General features: G+C 62.6%; 24 protein-coding genes and 4 tRNA genes. 23 read left to right on the top strand and 5 right to left on the bottom strand.

Annotated elements, in window-relative coordinates; translation table 11 throughout:
* Position 1 precedes the first annotated feature (1 nt).
* Entirely contained in the window at positions 2–1,810 is a 1,809-nt protein-coding gene (locus tag AC0ZZU_RS09900; RefSeq protein ID WP_476340371.1) for a sigma-54-dependent Fis family transcriptional regulator, read from the bottom strand.
* A gap of 213 nt (positions 1,811–2,023) precedes the next feature.
* On the opposite strand from AC0ZZU_RS09900, the gene AC0ZZU_RS09905 reads away from it, so the two are divergent.
* The 6 genes from AC0ZZU_RS09905 to AC0ZZU_RS09930 are packed head-to-tail and all read left to right on the top strand — an operon-like array spanning position 2,024 to position 7,955.
* A complete protein-coding gene (locus tag AC0ZZU_RS09905; protein WP_476340372.1) occupies positions 2,024–3,118 on the top strand; it encodes an ABC transporter ATP-binding protein in 1,095 nt (364 codons plus the stop codon).
* Complete coding sequence (locus tag AC0ZZU_RS09910) at positions 3,118–4,218, top strand: ABC transporter ATP-binding protein (RefSeq protein WP_476340374.1); 1,101 nt, start codon at positions 3,118–3,120, stop codon at positions 4,216–4,218. The genes AC0ZZU_RS09905 and AC0ZZU_RS09910 overlap by 1 nt, the downstream gene beginning before the upstream one ends.
* The gene (locus tag AC0ZZU_RS09915; protein WP_476340375.1) at positions 4,215–5,078 is read left to right on the top strand and encodes a carbohydrate ABC transporter permease; all 864 of its coding nucleotides are present in this window, start codon (positions 4,215–4,217) and stop codon (positions 5,076–5,078) included. Before AC0ZZU_RS09910 ends, AC0ZZU_RS09915 begins: the two co-directional genes overlap by 4 nt.
* Before the next feature lie 3 nt (positions 5,079–5,081).
* Positions 5,082–5,882, top strand: coding sequence for a carbohydrate ABC transporter permease (locus AC0ZZU_RS09920; protein WP_476340376.1), 801 nt, complete (start codon positions 5,082–5,084; stop codon positions 5,880–5,882).
* 13 nt (positions 5,883–5,895) lie between these two features.
* Positions 5,896–6,168 carry a DUF2160 domain-containing protein gene (locus AC0ZZU_RS09925; protein ID WP_476340377.1) on the top strand — a complete coding sequence of 91 codons (273 nt, stop codon included), beginning with the start codon at positions 5,896–5,898 and terminating at the stop codon, positions 6,166–6,168.
* A gap of 47 nt (positions 6,169–6,215) precedes the next feature.
* Complete coding sequence (locus tag AC0ZZU_RS09930; RefSeq protein ID WP_476340378.1) at positions 6,216–7,955, top strand: ABC transporter substrate-binding protein; 1,740 nt, start codon at positions 6,216–6,218, stop codon at positions 7,953–7,955.
* Positions 7,956–8,062: 107 nt separating this feature from the next.
* Here AC0ZZU_RS09930 and folD read toward each other — a convergent pair whose 3' ends face one another.
* Positions 8,063–8,917, bottom strand: coding sequence for a bifunctional methylenetetrahydrofolate dehydrogenase/methenyltetrahydrofolate cyclohydrolase FolD (folD, locus tag AC0ZZU_RS09935; protein WP_476340380.1), 855 nt, complete (start codon positions 8,915–8,917; stop codon positions 8,063–8,065).
* A gap of 270 nt (positions 8,918–9,187) precedes the next feature.
* Here folD and AC0ZZU_RS09940 point away from each other — a divergent pair.
* The 11 genes from AC0ZZU_RS09940 (at position 9,188) to AC0ZZU_RS09990 (ending at position 18,895) form a co-directional block, all read left to right on the top strand.
* Positions 9,188–9,264, top strand: a tRNA-Arg gene (locus AC0ZZU_RS09940).
* Between the two features lie 39 nt (positions 9,265–9,303).
* Positions 9,304–9,379, top strand: a tRNA-His gene (locus tag AC0ZZU_RS09945).
* Between the two features lie 54 nt (positions 9,380–9,433).
* A tRNA-Leu gene (locus AC0ZZU_RS09950) sits at positions 9,434–9,518 on the top strand.
* Between the two features lie 47 nt (positions 9,519–9,565).
* Positions 9,566–9,641 (top strand) — tRNA-His (locus tag AC0ZZU_RS09955).
* Between the two features lie 236 nt (positions 9,642–9,877).
* Positions 9,878–10,183: a DUF6388 family protein gene (locus AC0ZZU_RS09960; RefSeq protein ID WP_476340381.1), complete on the top strand. Its 306-nt coding sequence runs from the start codon at positions 9,878–9,880 to the stop codon at positions 10,181–10,183.
* A gap of 248 nt (positions 10,184–10,431) precedes the next feature.
* Entirely contained in the window at positions 10,432–11,742 is a 1,311-nt protein-coding gene (tig, locus tag AC0ZZU_RS09965) for a trigger factor (RefSeq protein ID WP_476340383.1), read from the top strand.
* A 91-nt stretch (positions 11,743–11,833) separates the two neighbouring features.
* Complete coding sequence (clpP, locus tag AC0ZZU_RS09970) at positions 11,834–12,475, top strand: ATP-dependent Clp endopeptidase proteolytic subunit ClpP (protein WP_158460809.1); 642 nt, start codon at positions 11,834–11,836, stop codon at positions 12,473–12,475.
* A 108-nt stretch (positions 12,476–12,583) separates the two neighbouring features.
* The gene (gene clpX, locus AC0ZZU_RS09975; protein WP_476340384.1) at positions 12,584–13,867 is read left to right on the top strand and encodes an ATP-dependent Clp protease ATP-binding subunit ClpX; all 1,284 of its coding nucleotides are present in this window, start codon (positions 12,584–12,586) and stop codon (positions 13,865–13,867) included.
* Between the two features lie 154 nt (positions 13,868–14,021).
* The gene (lon, locus tag AC0ZZU_RS09980; protein ID WP_158460807.1) at positions 14,022–16,418 is read left to right on the top strand and encodes an endopeptidase La; all 2,397 of its coding nucleotides are present in this window, start codon (positions 14,022–14,024) and stop codon (positions 16,416–16,418) included.
* 148 nt (positions 16,419–16,566) lie between these two features.
* On the top strand, positions 16,567–16,839 hold the full coding sequence (locus AC0ZZU_RS09985; RefSeq protein ID WP_158460806.1) for an HU family DNA-binding protein: 273 nt from the start codon (positions 16,567–16,569) through the stop codon (positions 16,837–16,839).
* A gap of 184 nt (positions 16,840–17,023) precedes the next feature.
* Complete coding sequence (locus AC0ZZU_RS09990) at positions 17,024–18,895, top strand: SurA N-terminal domain-containing protein (protein WP_476340386.1); 1,872 nt, start codon at positions 17,024–17,026, stop codon at positions 18,893–18,895.
* A 54-nt stretch (positions 18,896–18,949) separates the two neighbouring features.
* Here AC0ZZU_RS09990 and AC0ZZU_RS09995 read toward each other — a convergent pair whose 3' ends face one another.
* On the bottom strand, positions 18,950–19,990 hold the full coding sequence (locus tag AC0ZZU_RS09995; RefSeq protein ID WP_476340388.1) for a patatin-like phospholipase family protein: 1,041 nt from the start codon (positions 19,988–19,990) through the stop codon (positions 18,950–18,952).
* A 156-nt stretch (positions 19,991–20,146) separates the two neighbouring features.
* Here AC0ZZU_RS09995 and AC0ZZU_RS10000 point away from each other — a divergent pair, with 156 nt between their 5' ends.
* The 3 genes from AC0ZZU_RS10000 to AC0ZZU_RS10010 all read left to right on the top strand — a co-directional run bounded on the left by AC0ZZU_RS10000 (position 20,147) and on the right by AC0ZZU_RS10010 (position 22,090).
* Positions 20,147–20,425 (top strand): hypothetical protein, encoded by a 279-nt coding sequence (locus tag AC0ZZU_RS10000; RefSeq protein WP_476340389.1) that lies wholly within the window; start codon positions 20,147–20,149, stop codon positions 20,423–20,425.
* A gap of 14 nt (positions 20,426–20,439) precedes the next feature.
* Positions 20,440–21,207, top strand: a complete 768-nt coding sequence (locus tag AC0ZZU_RS10005; protein ID WP_476340391.1) for a CHAD domain-containing protein — start codon at positions 20,440–20,442, stop codon at positions 21,205–21,207.
* Positions 21,208–21,292: 85 nt separating this feature from the next.
* A complete protein-coding gene (locus AC0ZZU_RS10010; protein ID WP_476340392.1) occupies positions 21,293–22,090 on the top strand; it encodes an acyl-CoA thioesterase in 798 nt (265 codons plus the stop codon).
* Here AC0ZZU_RS10010 and AC0ZZU_RS10015 read toward each other — a convergent pair.
* Together AC0ZZU_RS10015 and AC0ZZU_RS10020 are read right to left on the bottom strand one after the other, a co-directional pair.
* Positions 22,087–22,455: an Mpo1-like protein gene (locus tag AC0ZZU_RS10015; protein WP_476340394.1), complete on the bottom strand. Its 369-nt coding sequence runs from the start codon at positions 22,453–22,455 to the stop codon at positions 22,087–22,089. The two genes, AC0ZZU_RS10010 and AC0ZZU_RS10015, sit on opposite strands and share 4 nt — an antisense overlap.
* 67 nt (positions 22,456–22,522) lie before the next feature.
* Positions 22,523–23,335 (bottom strand): TatD family hydrolase, encoded by an 813-nt coding sequence (locus AC0ZZU_RS10020; protein WP_476340395.1) that lies wholly within the window; start codon positions 23,333–23,335, stop codon positions 22,523–22,525.
* A 122-nt stretch (positions 23,336–23,457) separates the two neighbouring features.
* On the opposite strand from AC0ZZU_RS10020, the gene AC0ZZU_RS10025 reads away from it, so the two are divergent.
* From AC0ZZU_RS10025 to greB, 3 genes are all read left to right on the top strand, one after another.
* On the top strand, positions 23,458–24,903 hold the full coding sequence (locus AC0ZZU_RS10025; protein WP_476340396.1) for an MltF family protein: 1,446 nt from the start codon (positions 23,458–23,460) through the stop codon (positions 24,901–24,903).
* Between the two features lie 194 nt (positions 24,904–25,097).
* Positions 25,098–25,406 (top strand): hypothetical protein, encoded by a 309-nt coding sequence (locus AC0ZZU_RS10030; protein ID WP_476340397.1) that lies wholly within the window; start codon positions 25,098–25,100, stop codon positions 25,404–25,406.
* Positions 25,407–25,424: 18 nt separating this feature from the next.
* Positions 25,425–25,901: a transcription elongation factor GreB gene (gene greB, locus AC0ZZU_RS10035; protein ID WP_476340398.1), complete on the top strand. Its 477-nt coding sequence runs from the start codon at positions 25,425–25,427 to the stop codon at positions 25,899–25,901.
* Positions 25,902–25,904: the final 3 nt, after the last annotated feature.

Genomic DNA, 25,904 nt, shown 5'->3' on the forward strand with positions numbered 1-25,904 from the left:
GCTAATACCCCGCGGTGCGTGTGGGGTCCAGGCCCTGTTCGCGCATCCGCTTGTACAATGTGGTGCGACTGATGCCCAGGCTTCGCGCCAGCGAGGAGACATTGCCCTGGGCCGAACGCAGCAAGAGGGCAAGGTCAGCGGCTGGCGCAGTGCCAGCCGCTGCGCTGGCAACCGCTGGCGCGCCCGGCAACTCGGCGATGAAACTCTCCGGCAGATGCTCAAGACCCACCGGTCGCGGCCCTGCCAGCGCCAGTGCGACCTGCAGCACATTGGCCAGTTGCCGCAGGTTGCCTGGCCAGGGATGGCGCAGCAGCAGATCGAGCACCTCGCAGGCCAGACGTTCGGGTTGCCCGGGCTCGCGGTACTGGGCATGGACCTGTTCGATCAGTGCGCGGCGGTCGCTGCGTTCGCGCAGCGCCGGCAGGGCCAGCGTGAGACCGGCGATACGGTAGTACAAGTCTTGGCGAAAACGGCCGCCGCGCACCTCGGCGGCGAGGTCGCGGTTGCTCGCCGAAACCACCCGGATGTCCACGGCGATCGGCTCGCCGCTGCCCAGTGGCTGGATGCTGCGCGATTGCAGCACACGCAGCAGGCGGGCCTGGGTGGGCAGCGGCATGTCGCCGATCTCGTCGAGAAACAGGATGCCTCGGTCGGCCTTGCGGATCAGGCCGGGATTGCCCTTGTGGTGGGCACCGGTGAAGGCACCCTTTTCGTAGCCGAACAGCTCGGATTCCACCAGCTCGGCCGGGATCGCGGCGCAGTTCACGGCCACCAGGGGGCCATGGGCGCGGCTGCTGGCACGGTGCAGGGCGTGGACGAGCACGTCCTTGCCCACCCCGGTCTCGCCCTGGATCAGCAGCGGGATGTCCTTTTCCAGCAGTAATCCAGCCTGGACCTGCACCTTGGCCACGCGTACGTCGCCCGGCGGGCACGGCGGTACTGGTCGGCTCGCTGCCGGGTCGGCGAGCGGTGCCTGCCACTGGCAGTGGAAACGGTTTCGGCCGGTGACCTGCAAGGCGAAAGGACGCCCCTGGGGCTGGGCGACAAGCCGGGCCAGCGGTGTCTGGAACAAGTGCTCCAAGGTGCGCTTCAAGGGATTCTGCCCGAGCAGGCTGTCGGCACGGTGGTTGGCCGCCAGCACCTGGCCACGGTCATCGAACACCAGCAGGCCGGCCCATGGGCTGTCGAGGTTGTCCGGCCCGGTATTGAACAGCAGTTGCCGGTAGTGCGTGGCGAACCGCGCGAGGATCAGACGGTTCTCCAGGCTCTGGCCCATCATGCGCACCAGGCCCAGGGTCTGCGAGGCGGGCAGGTAACTGTCGCTGGAGACATCAAGCACCCCTGCCAGGCGCCGCTCGGCGTCGAACAGCGGCGCCGCCGCGCTGGCCATGAAGCGGTTCTGCCGGAGGAAATGCTCGTCCTGCCCCACATGCACCGGCCCGCCACAGGCCAGCGCGGTGCCGATGGCGTTGGTGCCGACCCCATGCTCGCGCCACTGTGCTCCGGCGGCGAAGCCGTGCTGCTGGCGCGGGTCGATGAAGCGCCGGGTGCCCCACGCATCGAGCAGGCAACCCTGGGCATCGCTGAGCATGACCAGATAGCTGGAGTTGCCCAGCAGGTGGGCGTACTGCGGCATGACCTCATCGCGGGTGATCTGCAGCAGGTCCTGCTGGCGCTCAAGCAGCGCGCGTAGCTCGCTGGGGCTCAGGCTGTCGAAGTCTGGCGCGCTGTGCGGGTCGAGGCCGTAGCCGCGGCAACGCGCCCAGGAAGCCTGGATCAGCTGGGCATGGGTCGAAGCGGATGCGGCCATGGGCCCGTCCTGTGTGGTTGTTGTTTTGCCGACCGCTGTTCAGTGTTGTTCAGGACTGTGCAGTTGTACAGGCCGGTGGACAGGGAGCGCCGCGCCCTGGGCGTGACCGCACCCGCAGGCATGTGCAGTGCAGTGGCCTGGCACGGATCTGGCTATGTCGCTCTGCAGTCGCTGTGTAGCCGCGCCTGCCCACAACAACAAGAAGGACACGCCATGTCGCTGGTGCTGGAGCATGTCTGCCGCAGTGTCGACGGCCAAGTGTGGATCGACGACGCCTGTCTGCGCTTCGAACCCGGCTCGTTCAACGTGCTGCTGGGCCGCACCCTGGCGGGCAAGACCAGCCTGATGCGCTTGATGGCGGGTCTTGACCGCCCAGACCGCGGGCGTGTGTTGATGAACGACGAAGACGTGACCGGACGCCCGGTGCGCCAGCGCAACGTCTCGATGGTCTATCAGCAGTTCATCAATTACCCGACCCTGAGCGTGTTCGAGAATATCGCCTCGCCGCTGCGCCAGGCGCGCATGGCCGAAAAGGAGATCCGGCAAAGGGTCCGGCAGACCGCAAGCATGCTGCGTATCGAAGCCTTCCTCGCGCGCCTGCCGCTGGAACTGTCCGGTGGCCAGCAGCAGCGTACGGCCATGGCCCGGGCGCTGGTCAAGGATGCAGGATTGATCCTGTTTGACGAGCCTCTGGTCAACCTCGACTACAAGCTGCGTGAAGAGCTGCGCCAGGAAATGCGCAAGCTGTTCGCCGCCCGCAACTGCATCGCTGTGTACGCCACCACCGAGCCGAACGAGGCCCTGGCCCTGGGTGGCACGACCACCGTCCTGCATGAAGGGCGCATCGTGCAGAGCGGGCCCACCGCCCAGGTCTATCACCGGCCCGGCAACATCCTGGCTGCGGAGCTGTTCGGCGAGCCGCCGATCAACCTGGTCCCGGGGCGCATCGCCGGCACCGAGGTAAGCCTGGCCGGCGCGGTTCACTTTGCCCTGAACGCCGGCCTGCGCCGCATCGGCGATGGGGAGTACCGCTTCGGCGTACGGCCGAGCCATATCAGCCTGGTGCCGTCCAACGACGATGACCTCGAACTGGCGGTGCTGGTCGAACTGGCCGAGATCAGCGGTTCGGAAACCTTCCTGCATGTGCGCAACGAGCACTGGCGGATGGTCCTGCACCTGCCAGGCGTGCACGAGTACCCGGTCGACACGCCCATCCGCGTGTTCATCCCTATCCACAAGCTGTTTGTCTTCGACGCGGCCGGGCTGCTGGTGCAGGCCCCAGGCCTGCGTGAAGCGAGGACCGCCTGATGGCCGAGATCCGCTTGCAGCACCTTGCCCACAGTTACAGCCGCCGTCCCGGTTCAATCGATGACTACGCGCTGCGCGAGCTCGATCATGTCTGGGAGCAGGGCGGCGCCTATGCCTTGCTTGGCCCGTCGGGGTGCGGCAAGTCGACCTTGCTCAACATCATCTCCGGGCTGATCAGCCCGTCCCGGGGCCAGGTACTGTTTGACGGCAAGGTGGTCAATACCCTGTCTCCGCAACAGCGCAACATTGCCCAGGTGTTCCAGTTTCCGGTGGTCTACGACACCATGAGCGTGTTCGACAACCTGGCCTTCCCGCTGCGCAACCAGGGGGTGGCGGACGCGCGGGTACGTGCCAAGGTGCAGGAGATCGCCGAGGTACTCGACCTTGCCGGGGTGCTCCACAAGAAAGCGCGCAACCTCAGCGCCGACGAGAAACAGAAGGTGTCCATGGGCCGCGGCCTGGTGCGCGACGATGTCTCGGCGATTCTTTTCGATGAGCCTCTGACGGTGATCGACCCACACCTGAAATGGAAGCTGCGGCGCAAGCTCAAGCAGATTCACGAGCAGTTCAACATCACCATGATCTACGTCACCCACGATCAGCTGGAGGCCTCGACCTTTGCCGACCGGATCGCGGTGATGCACGGCGGACAGATCGTTCAGTTCGGTACCCCGCGCGAGCTGTTCGAGCGGCCACGGCACACCTTCGTCGGCTACTTCATCGGCAGCCCCGGCATGAACTTCGTCGATGTCCGCGTGGAGGGCGACGGGGTCGGCTTTGCCGGGGTACACGTAAGTCTGCCCGAGACGCTGCGCCAGCGCCTGGCGCACCAGGCGGCGGGCCGCATACAGCTAGGCATCCGTCCAGAATTCGTGCAGGTCTGGGAAAGCCCGCTGGATGACGCCTTGAGTGCCCAGGTAGTCGACGTCGAAGACCTGGGCACCTACCGTATCCTGACCTTGGACCTGGGTGGCGGCACGACCCTCAAGGCGCGGCTTGGCGAAGACCGGCCGGTACCCGGAGGACAGGCCTGGGTCAGCTTGCCAGCGCAGTGGCTGATGCTCTTCGTCGATGATCTGCTGCTGGAGAGCGCGCCATGAACCGGGTGCCGAACAACAAGGCCTGGTGGCTGGTGCTGCCGGTATTCCTGCTGGTGGCGTTCAGCGCCGTCGTACCGATGATGACCGTGGTCAATTATTCGCTGCAGGACATCTTCGACCCGTCCAGCCGCTACTTCGTCGGTGCCGACTGGTACCGCCAGGTGCTGCAGGACCCGCGCCTGCATGACTCGCTGCTGCGCCAGTTCATCTACTCGGGCTGCGTGCTGCTGATCGAGATCCCGCTGGGCATCGCCATCGCGTTGACCATGCCGGCCAAGGGGCGCTGGTCATCGCTGTGCCTGATCATCATGGCGATTCCGCTGCTGATCCCGTGGAATGTGGTCGGCACCATCTGGCAGATCTTCGGGCGCGCCGATATCGGCTTGCTGGGAGCGGCCTTGAGCGCGCTGGGGATCGACTACAACTATGCCGGCAATACGCTGGACGCCTGGGTCACGGTGCTGGTGATGGATGTCTGGCACTGGACTTCGCTGGTGGCCTTGCTGTGCTACTCAGGCCTGCGCGCCATCCCCGACGTCTACTACCAGGCCGCACGCATCGACCGCGCCTCGGCCTGGGCGGTGTTCCGGCACATCCAGCTGCCCAAGCTCAAGAGCGTGCTGCTGATCGCCGTGATGCTGCGCTTCATGGACAGCTTCATGATCTACACCGAGCCCTTCGTGCTGACCGGCGGCGGCCCGGGGAATGCCACCAGCTTCCTTAGCCAGACCCTGACGCAAATGGCGGTAGGGCAGTTCGACCTTGGGCCGGCCGCGGCGTTTTCGCTGGTGTATTTCCTGATCATCCTGCTGGTGTCCTGGCTGTTCTATACCGCCATGACCCATGCCGACAAGGACTAGGCCATGAACGCGCGCAAGACTGTGCCCTTGTTGCTGTATTTCTTCTTCCTGCTGGTGCCGATCTACTGGCTGCTCAACATGTCGTTCAAGAGCAATACCGAGATCCTGGGTGGGCTGACCCTGTGGCCCCAGGCGTTCACCCTCGACAACTACCGGGTGATCTTCACCGACCCCAGCTGGTACACCGGGTATATCAATTCGCTGTACTACGTATGCCTCAATACACTGATTTCCCTGGGCGTCGCGCTGCCAGCGGCGTATGCCTTCTCGCGCTATCGCTTCCTGGGCGACAGGCACCTGTTCTTCTGGCTGCTCACCAACCGCATGGCGCCGCCTGCGGTGTTCCTGCTGCCTTTCTTCCAGCTTTACTCCTCCATCGGCCTGTTCGACACGCACATCGCCGTGGCCCTGGCCCACTGCCTGTTCAACGTGCCATTGGCGGTGTGGATCCTTGAAGGGTTCATGTCCAGCGTGCCCAAGGAAATCGACGAAACCGCCTACATCGATGGCTACAGCTTTCCGCGGTTCTTCGTGAAGATCTTTGTCCCATTGATCGGCTCGGGCATCGGCGTCACGGCATTTTTCTGCTTCATGTTTTCCTGGGTCGAGCTGCTCCTGGCACGCACCCTTACCTCGGTGAACGCAAAGCCGATCGCCGCGGTGATGACCCGCACTGTCTCGGCTTCCGGGATCGACTGGGGCGTGCTGGCGGCGGCGGGCGTGCTGACCATCCTGCCGGGGATGCTGGTGATCTGGTTCGTTCGCAATCACGTGGCCAAGGGCTTTGCCTTGGGTCGCGTATAGAGGAGGCTCGGCGATGGAGTGGATGGCCTGGACCCTGCCGACGGCGCTGTTCTTTTCCGCCATCGGGCTGTTGCTGCTCGGCATGACCGTGTACGAGCTGCGGCGTCCGTGTGTCGCCCGGCGTGGCGTGTTGCCGATCGTCACGACGCGTGGCGACCGGCTGTTCATTGGTTTGCTGGCCAGCGCATACCTGCACCTGCTGGTCATCGGGCTCAGCGCCTGGCCCCTGTGGGTCGCCTCGCTGCTTTCGATAGTCCTGCTCTTGGTGGTGATGCGCTGGGGCTAGCCGTGCGTGATCGGTGCCTCTTGGAATAACTCAAACGGGAGATCGCAATGTTCGACAACAACAAGAACCGGCGACAGTTGACCCTCGCGGCGCTGCTGGTGCTCGGCAGTTTGCCTGCCGCTGCCTGGGCCGATGCTTATGAAGATGCGGCGAAGAAATGGCTCGACAGCGAGTTCAAGCCCTCGACCCTGACTCCACAGCAGCAGATGGACGAACTCAAGTGGTTCATCAAGGCCGCCGAGCCTTTTCGTGGCATGAAGATCAACGTGGTGTCCGAGACCATCGCTACCCACGAGTACGAGGCCAAGGTGCTGGCCAAGGCCTTCAGCGAGATCACCGGCATTCGCCTGACCCACGACCTGTTGCAGGAGGGCGACGTGGTGGAGAAGCTGCAGACCCAGATGCAGTCGGACAAGAATATCTATGACGGCTGGGTCAACGACTCAGACCTGATCGGCACGCATTTTCGCTACGGCAAGACCCAGTCGATTACTGACCTGATGGCCAATGAGGGCAAGGACTACACCTCGCCGACGCTTGATCTGAAGGATTTCATCGGCATCTCCTTCACCACCGCGCCTGATGGCAAGGTCTACCAGTTGCCCGACCAGCAGTTCGCCAATCTGTACTGGTTCCGCGCCGACTGGTTCGAGCGGCCCGAGCTCAAGGCCAGGTTCAAGGAGAAGTACGGCTACGAGCTGGGAGTGCCGGTCAACTGGTCGGCCTACGAAGACATCGCCAGATTCTTCACCGAGGACGTCAAGGAAATAGACGGTAAACGCGTCTATGGCCACATGGACTACGGCAAGAAGGACCCGTCGCTGGGCTGGCGCTTCACCGATGCCTGGTTCTCCATGGCGGGCGGGGGCGACAAGGGCCTGCCCAACGGGCTGCCGGTGGATGAATGGGGCATCCGTGTCGAGGACTGCCATCCGGTTGGCTCCAGCGTGACCCGCGGGGGCGACACCAACGGCCCGGCCGCGGTGTACGCGACGCAAAAGTATGTGGACTGGCTGCGCGCCTACGCGCCCAAGGAGGCCCAGGGCATGACCTTTTCGGAGGCCGGGCCGGTGCCGGCGCAGGGCAATATTGCCCAGCAGATATTCTGGTACACCGCCTTCACCGCCGACATGACGAAGCCCGGCCTGCCGGTGATGAACGCCGACGGCACGCCGAAATGGCGCATGGCGCCGTCGCCGAAAGGCCCGTACTGGGAGGAGGGCATGAAGCTGGGGTATCAGGACACCGGTTCCTGGACCTTCCTCAAGTCCACCCCGGAGAAGCAGCGCGTCGCAGCCTGGCTGTATGCACAGTTCGTGACGTCCAAGACAGTGTCGCTGAAGAAGACCATCGTCGGCCTGACACCGATCCGCGAATCGGACATCAACTCCCAGGCAATGACCGAGCTTGCGCCCAGGCTGGGCGGGCTGGTGGAGTTCTACCGCAGTCCTGCGCGGGTGCAGTGGACGCCGACCGGCACCAACGTGCCCGACTACCCGCGGCTGGCGCAGCTGTGGTGGAGTCATATTGCCGAAGTCGCCAGTGGCGAGAAGACCCCGCAGCAAGCGCTTGATGGCTTGGCCCGGGACCAGGATCGTATTCTTGAGCGGCTGGAGCGGTCGAAGGCCCAGGCGACTTGCGCGCCCAGGTTGAATCCGGAGCGCGATGCCCAGTACTGGTTCGATCAGCCTGGCGCACCGAAGCCCAAGTTGGCGAATGAGAAGCCGAAGGGGGAGACGGTGGGGTATGCAGAGTTGCTGAAGTCTTGGGAGGCGGGGAGGAAGTGAGGGCATACCTTGATTTTTGCAGCGCCGCCTAGATCGAGCGCCGCGCGGGCGGCGCTCGATTTACGGGGCGCTGCAAAAACCAAGCGCACGCCTCGGAAAAACGCCTCTTACTTATGCAACTCCTCAGCCGCATACAACGTATTCTCCAGCAAGCAGGCGCGGGTCATCGGCCCTACGCCCCCCGGCACCGGAGTGATCCAGCCAGCGCGGGGCAGGGCGGTCTCGTAGACCACGTCGCCCACCAGCTTGCCGTCTTCCTGGCGGTTGATGCCCACATCGATGACGATGGCGCCTTCCTTGATCCACTCACCCTTCACCAGCCCCGGCTTGCCCGCGGCCACCACCACCAGGTCGGCGCGGCCGACGTGGGCGGCCAGGTCCTTGGTGAAGCGGTGGGTCACGGTGACGGTACAGCCGGCCAGCAGCAGTTCCATGGCCATCGGCCGGCCAACGATGTTCGAGGCGCCCACCACCACGGCATCCAGGCCGTAAAGATCCTGGCCAGTGCTTTCCAGCAGGGCGATGATGCCCTTGGGGGTGCAAGGACGCAGCAACGGGATGCGCTGGGCCAGGCGGCCGACGTTATAAGGATGGAAGCCGTCGACGTCCTTGTCCGGACGGATACGCTCGAGCAGCAGCGAGGCGTCGAGGTGAGCAGGCAATGGCAATTGCAGGAGAATGCCATCGATGGCCGGGTCATCGTTCAGGCGATCGATCAGATCGGTCAGGGCTTGCTGCGTGGTCTCGCTGGGCAGGTCGAAGGCCTGGGAAATGAAACCGACTTCTTCGCAGTCCTTGCGCTTGTGCGAGACATAGACTTGAGAAGCAGGGTCGGTGCCGACCAGGATCACAGCCAGGCCTGGCGTGCGCAGGCCCTGCTGGCGACGCTCCACGACACGTTGAGCAATCTGCTGGCGCAGGTTGGCGGCGATCGCCTTGCCGTCGATAAGGTGTGCAGTCATAGACGCGTGATTAACCATCGAGAAGAGAACAAAAGAGGCGCGCATTCTCTCACGACCCAGCGCGAGGGCAAAGGCGGTTGGTCCGGCAAATGCCCTAAGCCCTTAAATAAAATGAATTTTTTTGAGAAAAGTGTTGACGGCTTTCCGGCTCGCCATTAACATTCGCCGCACTTGTCGGGCATGGCCTAGCACTGGTTGGCAAGGTCGGGCAGAATGAGTGGTTTACCAGGTTATCTGATAAGCTCTCGTTCGGTTAGGCAGATTGCTTATGCGCCCGTAGCTCAGCTGGATAGAGCATCCGCCTTCTAAGCGGATGGTCGCAGGTTCGAGTCCTGCCGGGTGCGCCATTAGGCAGCTTGGGCAAGCAAGTGTTGTATCGCGTCATGGTGGGCGTAGCTCAGTTGGTAGAGCGCTGGATTGTGATTCCAGTTGTCGTGGGTTCGATTCCCATCGTCCACCCCATATTCTTCAAGGGCGCCTTGATTGTGTATCTGGCGCCTTTGTTTTGAGTGTTAAGCGGACGTGGTGGAATTGGTAGACACACTGGATTTAGGTTCCAGCGGCGCAAGCTGTAAGAGTTCGAGTCTCTTCGTCCGCACCATGTTTCTGTAAGGTTGTAACTGGTTTGTAATGCAGCACCGCAACATGGTGGGCGTAGCTCAGTTGGTAGAGCGCTGGATTGTGATTCCAGTTGTCGTGGGTTCGATCCCCATCGTCCACCCCATATTCTAGCGAAGGCGCCTTGATTATATGATCAGGCGCCTTTGTTGTTTCTGCTCCCGTGCCGCAAACTTTCACGGTGTTGCTCTGGTACATGTAAGTCTCGAAAGATGCCGCCTTGAGCGGCATCTTTCGTTTCCTCGGCCAGGTGCGGTCCGTCTCTGGTTAAAGTCCACCAAAACCTGATAGATTTCAGCTGGTTGAAACGTGGCCGCAGATCGCTGTGGAAGGAAAAGTCGCATGATCGCAAAAGAATCGCGCCAGGCTCTGGCGCTGCAACGTTTCGCCGAGGCCAATCCGCAGCTGCTCGAAGAAATCCGCGCGCTGGATGCCCGTGAGCAGGCTCAGCAGATCGAGTGGGCATTCGAAGACGCGGCTCAAGAGCAGGGCATGGAGCCTTGGGAGCTGACGCTGCGGCTGGTGGCCGACTCCGCCGAGGAGCTGCAGGCCATGCGACTGGAAGTACACCATGAGGTGGCCGAGGCGCTGGGCATGAGTTGGGAAGAGTACTGTCAGTGCAACGAGATCGACCCTGCGGCGCCCTGACCACTGAAGTTTGACAAGGTTTTTCAGCTGCCCGCCCGCATCGCGGCACAGGTGCCGGCTATCGGCGTGCAGCCTTTATAGAGCGGGCCCTGACGGTATGTCCGTCGAGGTCCGTAATCGAAATCGACCGGCGTTATCTCCTGTGATCCTTAACGGGGTGACTTCTTGTATATGAGTCACTAGAATGCTTGCCCTTGATTCTGGAGTCGGGCTATCGCCGGCTAACGTCTGTGCAACGAGGAATATCCATGCAAGTTTCTGTTGAAAACACCTCCGCTCTCGAGCGCCGCATGACCATCGCCGTCCCGGCCGAGCGCGTCGAGACCGAAGTCAACAAGCGTCTGCAGCAGACCGCCCGTCGCGCCAAGGTTCCAGGCTTCCGTCCTGGCAAGGTACCCATGAGCGTGATCCGTCAGCGCTACGAAGATGCAGCCCGTCAGGAAGCCTTCGGCGACCTGGTTCAGGCTTCCTTCTATGAGGCCGTTGTCGAGCAGAAGCTGAACCCGGCCGGCGCGCCTGCCGTCGAGCCGAAATCCTTCGAAAAAGGCAAGGACCTGGAATTCGTCGCCATCTTCGAAGTGTTCCCTGAGTTCACCGTTGCCGGCTTCGACTCGATCGCTGTCGAGCGCCTGGGCGCCGAAGTGGCTGACGCTGACCTGGACAACATGCTCGAAGTCCTGCGCAAGCAGAACGTACGCTTCGAAACCGTCGAGCGCGCCGCTGAAAACGAAGACCAGCTGAACATCGATTTCGTCGGCAAGGTCGACGGCGAAGCGTTCGCTGGCGGTTCGGCCCAGGGCACTCAGCTGGTGCTGGGTTCCGGCCGCATGATCCCAGGCTTCGAAGACGGCCTGGTTGGCGCCAAGGCTGGTGAAGAGCGCGTTCTGACCCTGTCCTTCCCCGAGGACTACCAGAACCTGGACCTGGCCGGCAAGGCTGCCGAGTTCACCATCACCGTCAACGCCGTTGCCGCTCCACAGCTGCCTGAGCTGAACGAAACCTTCTTCGCCCAGTTCGGCATCAAGGAATCGACCCTCGAAGGCTTCCGCACCGAAGTTCGCAAGAACATGGAGCGCGAGCTGCGCCAGGCGATCAAGACCAAGGTCAAGAACCAGGTCATGGACGGTCTGCTGGCCGCCAACCCGATCGAAGTGCCAAAGGCACTGCTGGAAAACGAAGTCAACCGTCTGCGCGTGCAGGCTGTCCAGCAGTTCGGTGGCAACATCAAGCCTGAGCAACTGCCGGCCGAGCTGTTCGAAGAGCAAGCCAAGCGCCGTGTCGTGCTGGGCCTGATCGTAGCCGAAGTGGTCAAGCAGAACGAACTGAAGCCGGACGAAGACCGCGTACGCGAAATGATCCAGGAAATGGCCTCGGCCTACCAGGAGCCTGAGCAGGTCGTGGCCTGGTACTACAAGAATGACCAGCAGATGAACGAGGTTCGTTCGGTTGTGCTGGAAGAACAAGTTGTGGATACTGTCCTTCAGAAAGCGACTGTGACCGACAAGTCGGTCTCGTACGAAGAAGCTGTCAAGCCAGTGCAGGCACCTGCCGCTGACTGATTTCCTTCTCTCGTAGGAAAACACCACAAGCCAGCCTTCGCGCTGGCTTGTGCGTATTCAAGACATGACTATTTGGGAGTGAGTGCAGGACATGTCCCGCAATTCTTATTATCAGCAGAACTCCGACATCCAGGCCGCAGGCGGCCTGGTCCCGATGGTTATCGAGCAGTCCGCTCGTGGCGAGCGCGCCTATGACATCTATTCGCGCCTTCTCAAGGAGCGGGTGATCTTCCTGATCGGCCCTGTAGAGGACTACATGGCCAATCTGGTGGCAGCGCAACTGCTGTTCCTTGAAGCGGAAAACCCGGACAAGGACATCCATCTCTACATCAACTCTCCAGGCGGTTCGGTGACTGCGGGCATGTCGATCTACGACACCATGCAGTTCATCAAGCCGGACGTCTCGACCATCTGCATCGGCCAGGCCTGCAGCATGGGCGCGTTCCTGCTGACCGCCGGCGCCAAGGGCAAGCGTCACTGCCTGCCCAACTCGCGGGTGATGATTCACCAGCCACTGGGCGGTTTCCAGGGGCAGGCCACGGACATCGAGATCCACGCCAAGGAGATTCTCTCCATCAAGTCGCGTCTCAACGAGCTGCTGGCCTACCACACGGGTCAGGACCTGGAGACCATCAAGCGTGACACCGAGCGCGACAATTTCATGAGCGCGGAACGCGCGGCCGAGTACGGCCTGATCGACTCGGTCTACGACAAGCGGCAACTGGTGTCCTGATTCAAGGTGCCAGAGCAGGCAGGTGCTCACCGCGCCTGCCTGCGGACTTGAAAAAGCCCGCAATTGCCTTCATCTTGTGTTGCAAGCCTACCGGATTGGATCGATCGAATGACTGACACCCGTAACGGCGAGGACAACGGCAAATTGCTTTACTGCTCCTTCTGCGGCAAAAGCCAGCATGAAGTGCGCAAATTGATTGCCGGGCCCTCGGTATTTATCTGCGACGAGTGCGTCGACCTGTGCAATGACATCATCCGTGAGGAGGTGCAGGAAGCCCAGGCCGAGAGCAGCGCGCATAAATTGCCTTCGCCTAAAGAAATCAGCGGCATCCTGGACCAGTACGTCATTGGTCAGGAGCGCGCGAAAAAGGTGCTGGCCGTAGCGGTGTACAACCACTACAAGCGCCTGAACCAACGCGACAAGAAAGGCGACGAAGTCGAGCTTGGCAAGAGCAACATCCTGCTGATCGGGCCAACCGGCTCGGGCAAGACCCTGCTCGCTGAAACCCTGGCACGCCTGTTGAACGTACCGTTCACCATCGCGGATGCCACGACCTTGACCGAAGCCGGCTATGTCGGCGAAGACGTCGAGAACATCATTCAGAAACTGCTGCAGAAGTGCGACTACGACGTGGAAAAGGCCCAGATGGGCATCGTCTACATCGACGAGATCGACAAGATCTCGCGCAAGTCGGACAACCCGTCCATCACCCGTGACGTCTCGGGCGAGGGCGTGCAGCAGGCGCTGTTGAAGCTGATCGAAGGCACGGTTGCCTCGGTACCTCCGCAAGGGGGCCGCAAGCACCCGCAGCAGGAGTTCCTGCAGGTCGACACCCGCAACATCCTGTTCATCTGCGGTGGCGCGTTCTCGGGCCTTGAAAAGGTCATCCAGAACCGCTCCACCCGCGGCGGCATCGGCTTCAGTGCCGAAGTGCGCAGCAAGCAGGAAGGCAAGAAGGTTGGCGAGTCGCTGCGTGAAGTCGAGCCGGACGATCTGGTCAAGTTTGGCCTGATCCCCGAGTTCGTGGGCCGCCTGCCAGTTCTGGCGACCCTCGACGAGCTGGACGAGGCCGCGCTGATGCAGATCCTCACCGAGCCGAAGAACGCGCTGACCAAGCAGTACGGCAAGCTGTTCGAGATGGAAAGCGTCGACCTGGAGTTCCGCAGCGATGCGCTCAAGGCCGTCGCACGCAAGGCCCTGGAGCGCAAGACTGGCGCTCGTGGCCTGCGTTCGATCCTCGAGGGCGTGCTGCTCGACACCATGTACGAGATTCCTTCGCAGAAGGAAGTCAGCAAGGTGGTGATCGACGAGAGCGTCATCGAAGGCACTTCCAAGCCGCTGCTGATCTACGAAAACAGCGAGCCGAAGGCCAAGGTCGCGCCAGACGCCTGAGTCGTCGCGTGCCTGCAGTAACGCAAAGGGGCCTTCGGGCCCCTTTTGCTTTTACTGCCGCAAAGCTTGTTTTTTTGCGAGGCTGCCCCCACATTAGCTCCATGCACAATTTCCACCGGTTTCCGGCCACAAGGCCGCTGTTAGAGGCGAAATCATGAAGACCACCCTCGACTTGCCTCTTTTGCCATTGCGCGATGTCGTCGTATATCCGCACATGGTTATCCCACTGTTCGTGGGGCGCGAGAAATCCATCGAGGCCCTCGAGGCCGCAATGACGGGCGAAAAGCAGATTCTCCTGCTGGCCCAGAAGAACCCTGCCGACGATGATCCGGGCGAAGACGCCCTGTACCGCGTCGGTACCATTGCCACCGTGCTGCAATTGCTGAAACTGCCCGATGGCACCGTCAAGGTGCTGGTCGAGGGTGAGCAGCGTGGCTCGGTCGAGCGCTTCAGCGAGGTGGAAGGGCACATCCGCGCCGAAGTGGCGCTGATCGACGAGACGGACGCTGCAGAGCGCGAGTCCGAGGTCTTCGTGCGCAGCCTGCTTTCGCAGTTCGAGCAATACGTGCAGCTGGGCAAGAAGGTCCCGGCTGAAGTCCTGTCTTCGCTGAACAGCATCGAAGAGCCTGGCCGCCTGGTCGATACCATGGCCGCGCACATGGCGCTGAAGATCGAGCAGAAGCAGGAAATCCTCGAAATCATCGACCTGCCGACTCGTGTCGAGCATGTCCTTGCGCTGCTGGATGCCGAGATCGACCTGCTGCAGGTCGAGAAACGCATCCGTGGACGCGTCAAGAAGCAGATGGAGCGCAGTCAGCGCGAGTACTACCTGAATGAGCAGATGAAGGCCATTCAGAAAGAACTCGGCGACGGCGACGAAGGCCACAACGAAGTCGAAGAGCTGAAGAAGCGCATCGACGGTGCAGGCCTGCCGAAGGATGCATACGCCAAGGCCCAGGCCGAGCTGAACAAGCTCAAGCAGATGTCGCCGATGTCGGCCGAGGCCACGGTTGTCCGTTCCTACCTCGACTGGCTGGTCCAGGTGCCATGGAAAGCCCAGAGCAAGGTCCGCCTGGACCTGGCCAAGGCCGAAGAGATCCTCGATGCCGACCACTATGGCCTTGAAGAGGTCAAGGAACGCATCCTCGAATACCTCGCGGTGCAGAAGCGCGTGAAGAAGATTCGCGGCCCGGTGCTGTGCCTGGTAGGTCCGCCAGGGGTCGGCAAGACTTCCCTGGCCGAGTCCATCGCCAGCGCCACCAACCGCAAGTTCGTTCGCATGGCCCTGGGCGGCGTGCGTGACGAGGCCGAGATCCGCGGTCACCGCCGCACCTATATCGGCTCGATGCCGGGTCGCCTGATCCAGAAGATGACCAAGGTCGGCGTGCGCAACCCGCTGTTCCTGCTCGACGAGATCGACAAGATGGGCAGCGACATGCGCGGCGATCCTGCCTCGGCGCTGCTCGAAGTGCTCGACCCCGAGCAGAATCACAACTTCAATGACCACTACCTTGAAGTCGACTACGACCTCTCGGACGTGATGTTCCTCTGCACCTCGAACTCGATGAACATTCCGCCGGCGCTGCTTGACCGCATGGAAGTCATCCGCCTGCCGGGTTACACCGAGGACGAGAAGATCAACATCGCCATCAAGTACCTCGTGCCCAAGCAGACCAAGGCCAACGGCCTGAAGAAGGGCGAGCTTGACGTCGAGGTGTCGGCGATTCGCGACATCATCCGCTACTACACCCGCGAGGCGGGTGTGCGTGGGCTGGAGCGCCAGATCGCCAAGGTGTGCCGCAAGGTGGTCAAGGAGCATGCGGGCAACAAGCCGCCTGCGATCAAGGTCGCCGGCGAGCAGCTCGAGCATTACCTGGGCGTGCGCAAGTTCCGCTACGGCCTGGCCGAGCAGCAGGACCAGATCGGCCAGGTAACAGGCCTGGCCTGGACCCAGGTTGGCGGCGAACTGCTGACCATTGAGTCGGTGGTGATCCCTGGCAAGGGACAGCTGATCAAGACCGGTTCCCTGGGGGATGTTATGGTCGAATCGATCACGGCCGCTCAGACCGTGGTCCGCAGCCGTGCCCGCAGCCTGGGTATCGCCGCCGACTTCCACGAGAAGCACGACGTGCATATCCACATGCCTGAAGGCGCGACTCCGAAGGACGGCCCGAGCGCTGGCGTTGGCATGTGCACCGCGCTGGTCTCGGCGCTGACGCAGATTCCGGTCCGCGCAGATGTCGCGATGACCGGCGAAATCACCTTGCGCGGTCAGGTTCTGGCCATTGGCGGATTGAAGGAAAAGCTGTTGGCGGCGCACCGTGGCGGCATCAAGACCGTGATCATTCCAGAAGAGAATGTTCGCGATCTAAAGGAAATTCCTGAAAATATCAAACAGGATCTTCAGATCAAACCGGTCAAATGGATTGACGAAGTCCTGCAAATTGCGCTGCAATACGCCCCCGAGCCCTTGCCAGATGTGGCTCCGGAGATTGTCGCCAAGGATGAAAAGCGCGACAGCGATGCCAAGGAAAGAATCAGCACGCATTAATACGAATTTCGCTGGGGTGGCTTTTCTTGACAGTTTTTTGGGGGCTTGCCACAAAGGCGCCGCCCAAGTGTCACCAGGCCACCCAGCGCTCGTTTCAAACTTTATACATACTTAGAAACATACTTAAATAGAGATAAGGGGACTTAGAGTGAACAAGTCGGAACTGATTGACGCTATCGCCGCATCTGCTGATATTTCGAAAGCCGCCGCGGGTAAGGCCCTCGATGCCGTGATCGACTCCGTGACCGATGCCCTGAAGGCAGGCGACGATGTCGTACTGGTCGGCTTCGGTACTTTCTCCGTCAAGGAGCGCGCCGAGCGCACCGGCCGCAACCCGCAATCCGGCGCGGCGATCAAGATCGCAGCTGCCAAGGTTCCAGGTTTCAAGGCAGGCAAAGGCCTGAAAGACGCCGTCAACTAAGTCGTCTCTTTCAGCGGGACCTGGCTAGCCGGGTCCGGTCGCATGACGGCGGGGCCGCAAACGTACCCGCCTGGCGCGCACGCTACGAAAAGGCGCATCCCCTCCGGATGCGCCTTTCTTTTATCAGGTTTCTACCCACGCTCCGCGGTTGTCGACGCAGTGGTACAGCCGTTCTGGGGGACGCATGCTGCAAAATATCAGGGACAATTCACAAGGTTGGATTGCCAAGACCATCATCGGCCTTATCGTCGTATTGATGGCATTGACCGGCTTCGATGCCATTTTCCAGGCCGCCAGCCATAGCCAGGATGCCGCCAAGGTCAACGGCCAGACCATCAGCCAGAATGAGCTGAGTCAGGCCGTGGACATGCAGCGCCGCCAGCTGATGCAACAGTTGGGCAAGGACTTCGACCCGGCGATGCTCGACGAGAAGATGCTGCGTGAAGCGGCGCTCAAGGGCCTCATCGAGCGCAAGTTGCTCTTGCAGGGTGCCGAGGATGCAGGCTTCGCCTTCTCCGAAGGTGCATTGGATCAACTGATCCTGCAAACGCCCGAGTTCCAGGAAGACGGCAAGTTCAGCGCCGCACGCTTCGACCAGGTCATCCGCCAGATGGGCTACGGCCGCATGCAGTTCCGCGAGATGCTGGCCGAGGAAATGCTCATCGGCCAGCTGCGCACTGGCTTGGCCGGCAGCAGCTTCGTCACCGACAAGCAGGTCGAGTCATTCGCCCGTCTCGAGAAGCAGACCCGCGACTTCGCTTCGCTGACCCTCAAGCCGGACACGGCGGCGGTGAAGCTCGGTGACGACGAGATCAAGGCGCACTACGACGAGCATGCGAAGGAGTTCATGAGCCCCGACCAGGTGGTGATCGACTACATCGAGCTCAAGAAGTCGGCATACTTTGATCAGGTCGAGGTCAGCGAAGACCAGCTCAAGGCGCTGTACGAGAAGGAAATCGCCAATCTCTCCGAGCAGCGTCATGCCGCTCACATTCTTGTCGAAGTCAACGACAAGGTCGACGATGCCCAGGCCAAGGCGCGTATCGAAGAGATCCAGCAGCGCGTTGCCAAAGGTGAGGATTTCGCCACCCTGGCCAAGGAACTGTCCCAGGATCCGGGCTCTGCCGGCACTGGCGGTGACCTCGGCTTCGCGGGCCAGGGCGTCTACGATCCAGCCTTCGAAGAGGCTCTGTATGCCCTCGACAAGGACCAGGTCTCCGCGCCGGTACGCACTCAGTTTGGCTATCACCTGATCAAGCTCCTGGGCGTCGAGGCTCCGCAAGTGCCAAGCTTCGCCAGCCTGAAGGACAAGCTCACCCGTGAGCTGAAGACCCAGCAGGTCGAGCAGCGCTTCGTCGAAGTCACCAAGCAGCTGGAAGATTCCGCATTCGAATCCTCCGACCTGGCCCAGCCAGCCCAGGAACTGGGGCTGAAGGTACAGACCGCGGCGCCGTTCGGCCGTGAAGGCGGCGAAGGCATCACCGCCAACCGTGCGGTGATCCAGGCAGCGTTCAGCGAAGAAGTGCTCGACGAAGGCTCCAACAGCAACGCGATCGAGCTGGACCCTGAAACCGTCATCGTGCTGCGTGCCAAAGAGCACCGCAAGCCTGCGCAACTGCCGCTGGAGGCAGTGGCCGACAGCATCCGTGCGCACCTGGTGAAGGAAAAGGCCATCGCTGAGCTCAAGGCCAAGGCCGATACGCTCATCAAGGGCCTGCGCGACGGTTCCATCGATGCCAATGCAGGTCACGATGGCCAGCAGTGGGCAGCCCACGAAGCAGTGACCCGTAGCCAGGAAGGTATCGATCCGGCTTCACTCAAGGCGCTGTTCCGCATGGGCAAGCCGCAGGCCAAGGACAAGCCGGTCTACGGCAACGTGGTCCTGGGTGACGGCAGCCTGGTGGTCCTGCAGCTCAAGGGCGTCAACGAAGGCACGGCCGCCACCGAAGAGGAGAAGACGCAGTACCGCGGCTATCTCGCTTCGCGTGCCGGCCGCGAAGACTTCGCTGCGTTCCGCAAGCAGCTGGAAGCCACGGCGGACATCACTCGCTACTGAGTGATGGACCCAATACGAAACAGGCCGCTCATGCGGCCTGTTTCGTTTCCGGCTTCAGCGCCGTTCATGCTCATAGTTGTCGAGCGTATCCCGGGCGATTTCCCGGCCCAGGGCGATCAGCTCGGGTGCCTTGTAGAACTCGAAGAAGCGGCAGACCCGCTTGGGTACGTTGATCAGCACATCGGGCGGATAGCCGGCGATCTTGTACTGGGCCAGGGAGGTCTGCATGACCTCGAAGCTCTGGTTGATCAGATCGAGCAATGAGGCTGGGCCCACGTTGTCGATGATGAAGGAGCCGGTGGCCGACTTGGGCGCGCCCGGGCTTTCAGGCGCAGCCGCCGGCTGCTGGGCCTCGGGGCTTGCCGCTTCGCTGAGCCAGGGATTGGGCGGCTGCAGGCTCTCGGCGGTCATCTCCTGCTCGAGCTGGATCAGCTTTTCGGCAGGTTTGCGCCGAAACGGCAGGTGCGATCCCAGCGAGTTGATCAGGTTGTCGAAACGCATCCTGAAGGCCGCGGGCCGCTCGATGACGGGCAACTGATACTGTTTCTGATTGGTGGCATTGAGATTGACCGCGATGATCAGGTCGCAGTGCGCGGACACCACCGGGATGATCGGCAACGGATTCAGGATGCCGCCATCCACCAGCATGCGATTGCCTTGCACAACAGGTGTGAACAGGCTGGGAATCGCCGCCGAGGCGCGCATCGCCTGATGCAGGCAGCCTTCCTGGAACCAGATCTCCTGCTGGTTGGTGAGGTCGGCTGCCACGGCGGTGTAGGGGATGCGCAGGTCTTCGATGTTCACTTCGCCGACGATCTTGCGGATCTGTCCAAACACCTTTTCGCCACGAATGGCGCCCAGGCGGAAGCTCACATCCACCAGGCGCAACACATCGAGGTAGTCCAGGCTCTCGATCCAGCGACGGTACTCGTCCAGCTTGCCTGCGGCATAGATCCCGCCGACCACTGCGCCCATCGAGCAGCCGGCAACGCAGGCGATCTGGTAGCCGCGCCGTTCGATTTCCTCGATCACTCCAATGTGGGCATACCCCCGCGCTCCCCCTGAGCCCAGTACCAGTGCGACGCGTTTGCTCATGGTGCCTCCCGGACAGCCGATTCGGCGATGCCCTGACAGTGCCTCAGTCGCTTGCGGTCTTCAATGGCCAGCAGCCCTGACTAGGCTTGACGGGGCACTTTGGGCGAGGATAGCCGTCGAACAGCCATCACGCTTCCCACTTTTGAGGTAATAACGATGAAAGCCTGGATCTGCCTTCCATTGATTGCTCTGGCCCTGGCCGGTTGTGCCGGCAAGACGGCCTACCGCGACAGCTGCGCCTCCCAGCTGGACGGAGCGTGGAAGGAGCTGGACCTGGCGAAGGCCGAAGGTTTCGCCGGTACCGTGAGCTATTCCAAGGCGCTGTCGCTGCTGACGGGTGCCAAGACCCAGCAGCAGTTCGAAGGCTTCGAAGGGTGCACGCGCAAGGCAGAGAAAGCGCGTTTCTACATTCGTGAATCCCGCGCCGGGCGATGATCAAGGAGAATCGCATGTCTGCAATGCTGGATCATGTCGTAGCCCGAATTCTTGCCCTGCAGGTGCGCCTGCTGGCCTGCCAGGAGCGGCTCGCCGCCGATACCGACAGCGAGGCGCTGCATGACTTGCGCACCACGCTGCGGCGCCTGCGCAGCCTGTTGCGGCCTTTGCGCGACTTGCCGGGGGTGGAGCAGCTCGAAGAGGCCGCCAAGGCGCTGGGCACACTGACCACGCCTTTGCGTGACCGCGAGGTGCTGGGCGGGCAGTTGCTCGCCCGTGGCCAGGAGGCGGCCGGTCAGCGGCGGTTGGCAGACCGCACGCGTACGTTCTCTGGAGTAGCGGCCAGCCCTCAGTTGCAGCGTGTGCTGGCAATTGTCGATGTGTTCCCGCACTTCCTGCGCGCCGCGGACCGGGAAGGGCAGGTCAGGGGACTGCACAAGCGTATCGACAAGCGCTTGCACAAGCAGTGGGAAAAGCTCGAGAAGGCGCTGAAGGACCCGGCGCATGACCGCCATCGCCTGCGTCTGCTGATCAAGCGGGTGCGCTACGGGGATGAGGCCTATCCGCAGCTCGACCATGCCCGCAAATCGCTCAAGCGCCTGCTCAAGCGCGCCCAGGGAGACCTTGGCGACTGGCATGACCGTTTGCAATGGTTGCTGCAAGCCGAGCAGCACGCGGACCTCGCTGACTGCGCACAGGCCTGGACACGGGAGCTGGCCGACAGCGAGAGGACAGCCGACGCCACCCTGGAGCGCCTGCAGGCGGCACTGGCGCGCCGCTAGCCACTGCATATGGCCGATATGCGGGCTGCCGTATGGCGGCCCACTGGTTAAGATCGGGCCTTCAACTTCCGGGAACGAGGTCGACATGAACTTTTCACAGTTGCTGGCAGCGGTACGAGACGGCGATCAGCATGTCAGCGTGCCTGCTTCCTGGGCACAGGGGCGCGCCAGTTTTGGTGGCCTCATGGCTGCCTTGCTGTTCGAATCCATGCGCCGGAAGACGGAAGGCGGCCGGCCGGTACGCTCCCTTGCGATCACCTTCGTTGGCCCGGCCGCCCCCGAAGTACCGATCACTTTCGAGGTCGAGGTGCTGCGCGAGGGCAAGGCCGTCAGTACGCTGCTGGGCCGAGCCGTGCAGAACGGTGAAGTGGTCACGCTGATGCAAGGCAGCTTCGGCGCGGCGCGTGAATCGGTGGTGCGGGTCGAAGCGCTGCCGCCGCCCGACATGAAGCCGCTGGCCCAGGCAGCTCCCGAACTGCCCTACATCAAGGGCGTCACTCCGGAATACATGCGTCATGTAGCCCTGCGCTGGGCGGTAGGCGGCATGCCATTCAGTCAGGATACTTCACGGCGCATGGGCGGATGGGTTCGCCTGCGTGAAGCCGGGGAGGAGCCTTTGAGCGAGGCGCACTTGCTGACACTGGTCGACGCCTGGCCGCCGACGCTGCTGTCGCACCTCAAGCAACCTGCAGCAGGAAGCAGCCTGACCTGGACAATCGAATTCATCCAGAGGGTGTCGCGCCCGTCAACGCTGGACTGGTGCCAGTATTGTGCCGAAACCGAGTACGCCCGTGATGGCTATGGACATGCGGCGGCATCGCTATGGTCCCCCGGAGGTGAGCTGCTGGCGCTGAGCCGGCAGACCGTGACCGTATTCGCCTAGCGGTGATGCTTGTGGCGCTTGCGCCAGGCACGCCACCACCCGCCGCTCAGTACGAAGCGGGGGAAGGTGATGAATTGCTCGGTCAGCAGGCGTTTCAGGGCGTCGTTGCGATTGGCGAAGGGCTCGGGTTGCTCCGCTTCCAGCCGATGCCCATGACGCTGCAGGCCCAGGCCCGCAATCAAGGCGATGATGCCGACCGCCAGCTGGCCCAGGTCCAGGCCGAACAGCCCCGACAACACCAGCAAGGCGCCCAGGATGAACAGTGGCACGGCGATCAGGTGCAGCACCAGATTGGCCGGGTGCCGGTGATTGTTGTGATAGCCACGCCATTGCCAGGCGTGAAGATTGGGCAAGCGTCTGCTCATGGACATGTTCCTCTGGCTCATGTCTGAAGCTTAGTGCGGCCCCAGGATCAGGGCCAATTCAGGCTGGCTATCGACGGCATAGTTCCGGCAGGTCAAAGAAGGCGCGGGCGCAAGCGGTGGTGTGGCTAGCGGCATGCTCCACGCTTTCGCCTCGGTGCAGGGCTACCTCGCGCAGTACTTCCGGCAGGAAGGCCGGCTCGTTGCGGCCGCTCTTCGGCTTGGGCCGCAGGCTGCGCGGCAGCAGATAGGGTGCGTCACTCTCCAGCATCAGGCGACCGCTGGGGATGCTGGTCATCAGCGGATGCAGGTGGGTGCCGCGACGCTCGTCGCAGATCCAGCCGGTGATGCCGATGTGCAGGTCCATGTCCAGGTAGCCGAACAGCGCCTCGCGCTCGCCGGTGAAGCAGTGCACCACGGCCGCTGGAAGGTGGTCGCGGTAGTCCTTGAGGATTGCCAGCAGGCGCTCGCTGGCATCGCGCTCGTGCAGAAACACCGGCATCTGCAACTTCACCGCCAGGGCCAGCTGCGCTTCGAGGGCTTTTTCCTGCTGGGGGCGAGGAGAAAAGTCGCGGTTGAAATCCAGGCCGCATTCGCCGACAGCCTTGACCCGGGGGTGCTCCAGCAGATGAAGCAGCTGGCGGCTGCTGTCGGCGTTCCAGCTCTTGGCGTCGTGCGGGTGCACGCCCGCAGTGCTGAACAGGTGCTGGCCGGGCTCGTCCAGGCGCTGGCAGAGTTCGACGGCTTCTTCGCTGCCCGCAAGGCTGGTGCCGGTCAGCATCATCTGCACGACCCCAGCAGCCACGGCACGTTCGACGACCGCCTCCTGTTTGTCCTTGAAGCTGGCATTGGTGAGGTTGACGCCGATATCGATGAGTTGCATTGTAATTTCTCGTGCCGCGGGTCGGGCAGCATAACAAAGCCGCAGCAAATCCGACAAAATGCCAGAACTTCACCTGTTTAACGGGGTCTTCTGCCGTCAACCGCCGCGATCCAATACTTCCTATGCCGTTTATCCGTCATCCGCTGGCTTCATCGCGCGTGCTGCAGCTCCTGCTGGCAGTGGTCGTGAGCGTGGGCCTGCTGGTGCCAGGGCTCGCCGAGGCACGGCTGCCGGGACCGCAGCAAAGTGTGCCGGCCAGCAAGGCCCGCGACCTGGCGCAGATCCGCAGCAGCAAGGTGCTGCGCGTGCTGGTCAACCAGAGCCGCAACAGCTCCGGCATGGTGAAGGGCGAGCCGGTAGGGGTGGAGCATCACCGCTTGCGGGCGCTGGAGCACTATCTCAATGCGCGCCTCCCTGACAGCAAGCACATTCGGGTGAAGGTGATCCCCCGGGCGAAGGAGCAACTGCTTGCCGCGCTGCAGCGCGGGGAGGGCGACCTTGCCGCGCCAGGCGAGCTGCTCGACCCCACCTCACTGCGCGGCTTGAGTGCTACTGCGCCGCTGACGGCCCCTGTCTCGCTGACACTGGTGGGGCGCAAAGGCGAGCGCGGCTTCGCTCGGGTAGAACAGCTTTCCGGGCGGACCATCGCCCTGACCACGGCCAGCGCCGCCGGCCCGGTGCTGGAGGAAATCAACCGCAAGCTGGCCCAGCGCAAGCGTGCCCCGGTCAAGGTGGAGTGGGTCGATCCGACCCTTGCCGTCGAGGACGTGCTGGAGATGGTGCAGGCGGGCATCTATCACCTCACCGTGGTCGAGCAGCCGATTGCCCAGCGCTGGTCGCGGGTGATGCCGCGCCTGCGCCTGAACACCCGCTTGCAACTGGCCCCGCCGGACGCCATGCACTGGTACGTGCGGCGCGACGCCAGTGTGTTGCTGGTGACCGTGGACCAGTTCCTCAAGGGCTACCGTGCGCCGGCCAACCAGGACGCGGCCTTCGAGCGCATCTACCGGCGCCAGTACCGGGTCCACAACCCCTTGGCGCGGGTCGAGCGCAAGCGGCTGGAGTCGGTACGGCCAGTGTTGCAGAAGCACGCCGCGGCCCAGCAGATGGACTGGCTGAACCTGGCGGCGCTGGCCTACAAGGAATCGACGCTCAACCCCAAGGCGCGGGGCATGGGCGGCGCCCATGGGCTGATGCAGATGACCCCGGCCGCCGCGCGCCGGGTCGGGGTCAGCAATACCGGCAACGTCGATGGCAACGTGCAGGCCAGCGCCCGCTACCTGGCACTGATCCGCCGCAAGTTCTTCGCCAGTCCCCAGCTCAACGAGCGCGAGCGCATGGCGTTCATTCTCGCGGCCTACAACCTTGGTCCCGAGCGGGTCCAGGCCATGCGCGCCGAAGCGCGGCGGCGCGGGCTGAACAGCAACCAATGGTTCTTCCAGACAGAGCGGATCGCCATGGAGCAGGTCGGCATGGGGCCGGTGAACTACGTCAACAGCGTCAACAAGTACTACCTGGCCTTCAATCGCGAACGCGGCAAGCTGGAGCGCACGACCAGGCGCAGGTAGCAGGCGTGCGGTTTTTGCCCGTGTCTGGTTGACAGTCCGCCCGCGCCTTCTCTAGGATGCTGCTTGCGCCGATTTAAACAGCTACTTGCGGGGCGCGGGATAGGCCTCGGGGCCCTCCGAAATACCGCTAAAGCGCTGGTTCGGTGACGCCTCCCACCGCTGCCCAGCGGGATTTGCGAGGCGGAGATTCCCCCATGAGTTGCCCACGTACCAGTGTCTGCCTGAGCCCCCTGACTGCCGCTCAGTCCTCGCGCACCCCGCGCATCCTGCTCGGCGGCCTGCACCAGCCCACCTTGTTGCGCCATCTCGATGGCTGGTCGCGCCGCAAGGGCCAGGCCCGGGCCTTTCTGATCCAGTTCACTGACAACGCCGCCCGCCTTGACCAGTACGCCAATGATCGATTCGATCTTGCGGTGATCCAGTCCCCGGCAGCGGCCGAGGCCGCCGCCGTGATTGGCCAACTGACCCGTGTCGCGCGCCAGGGCCTGATCACGCTGCGTTGAGGCTGAGGAGACAGCAGGTTGAGCACCAACATCATCACCACCGAAGGCCACTTGGCGCTCAAGACCGAGCTCGACCATCTGTGGCGCGTCTATCGTCCGGAGATCACCCAGAAAGTCGCCTGGGCGGCGTCGCTGGGAGACCGCAGCGAGAACGCTGACTACCAGTACAACAAGAAGCTGCTGCGAGAGATCGACCGCCGCGTGCGCTACCTGCGCAAGCGCCTCGAAGACGTCAAGGTGGTGGAGTACTCGCCTGAGCAGGAGGGGCGGGTGTTCTTTGGCGCCTGGGTCGAGATCGAGAATGAAGAGGGCGAGGTGAAGCGCTTTCGGATTGTCGGCTATGACGAAATCTACGGGCGCAACGACTACATCTCCATCGACTCGCCCATGGCTCGCGCCCTGCTCAAGAAAGAGGAGGGCGACGAAGCCGTGGTGCAGACCCCAGCTGGCGAAAACCTCTGGTGGATCAACCGGATATCCTACCCACAGCCCTAGGGT

It is taken from the genome of Pseudomonas sp. JE3303 (assembly GCF_056312565.1).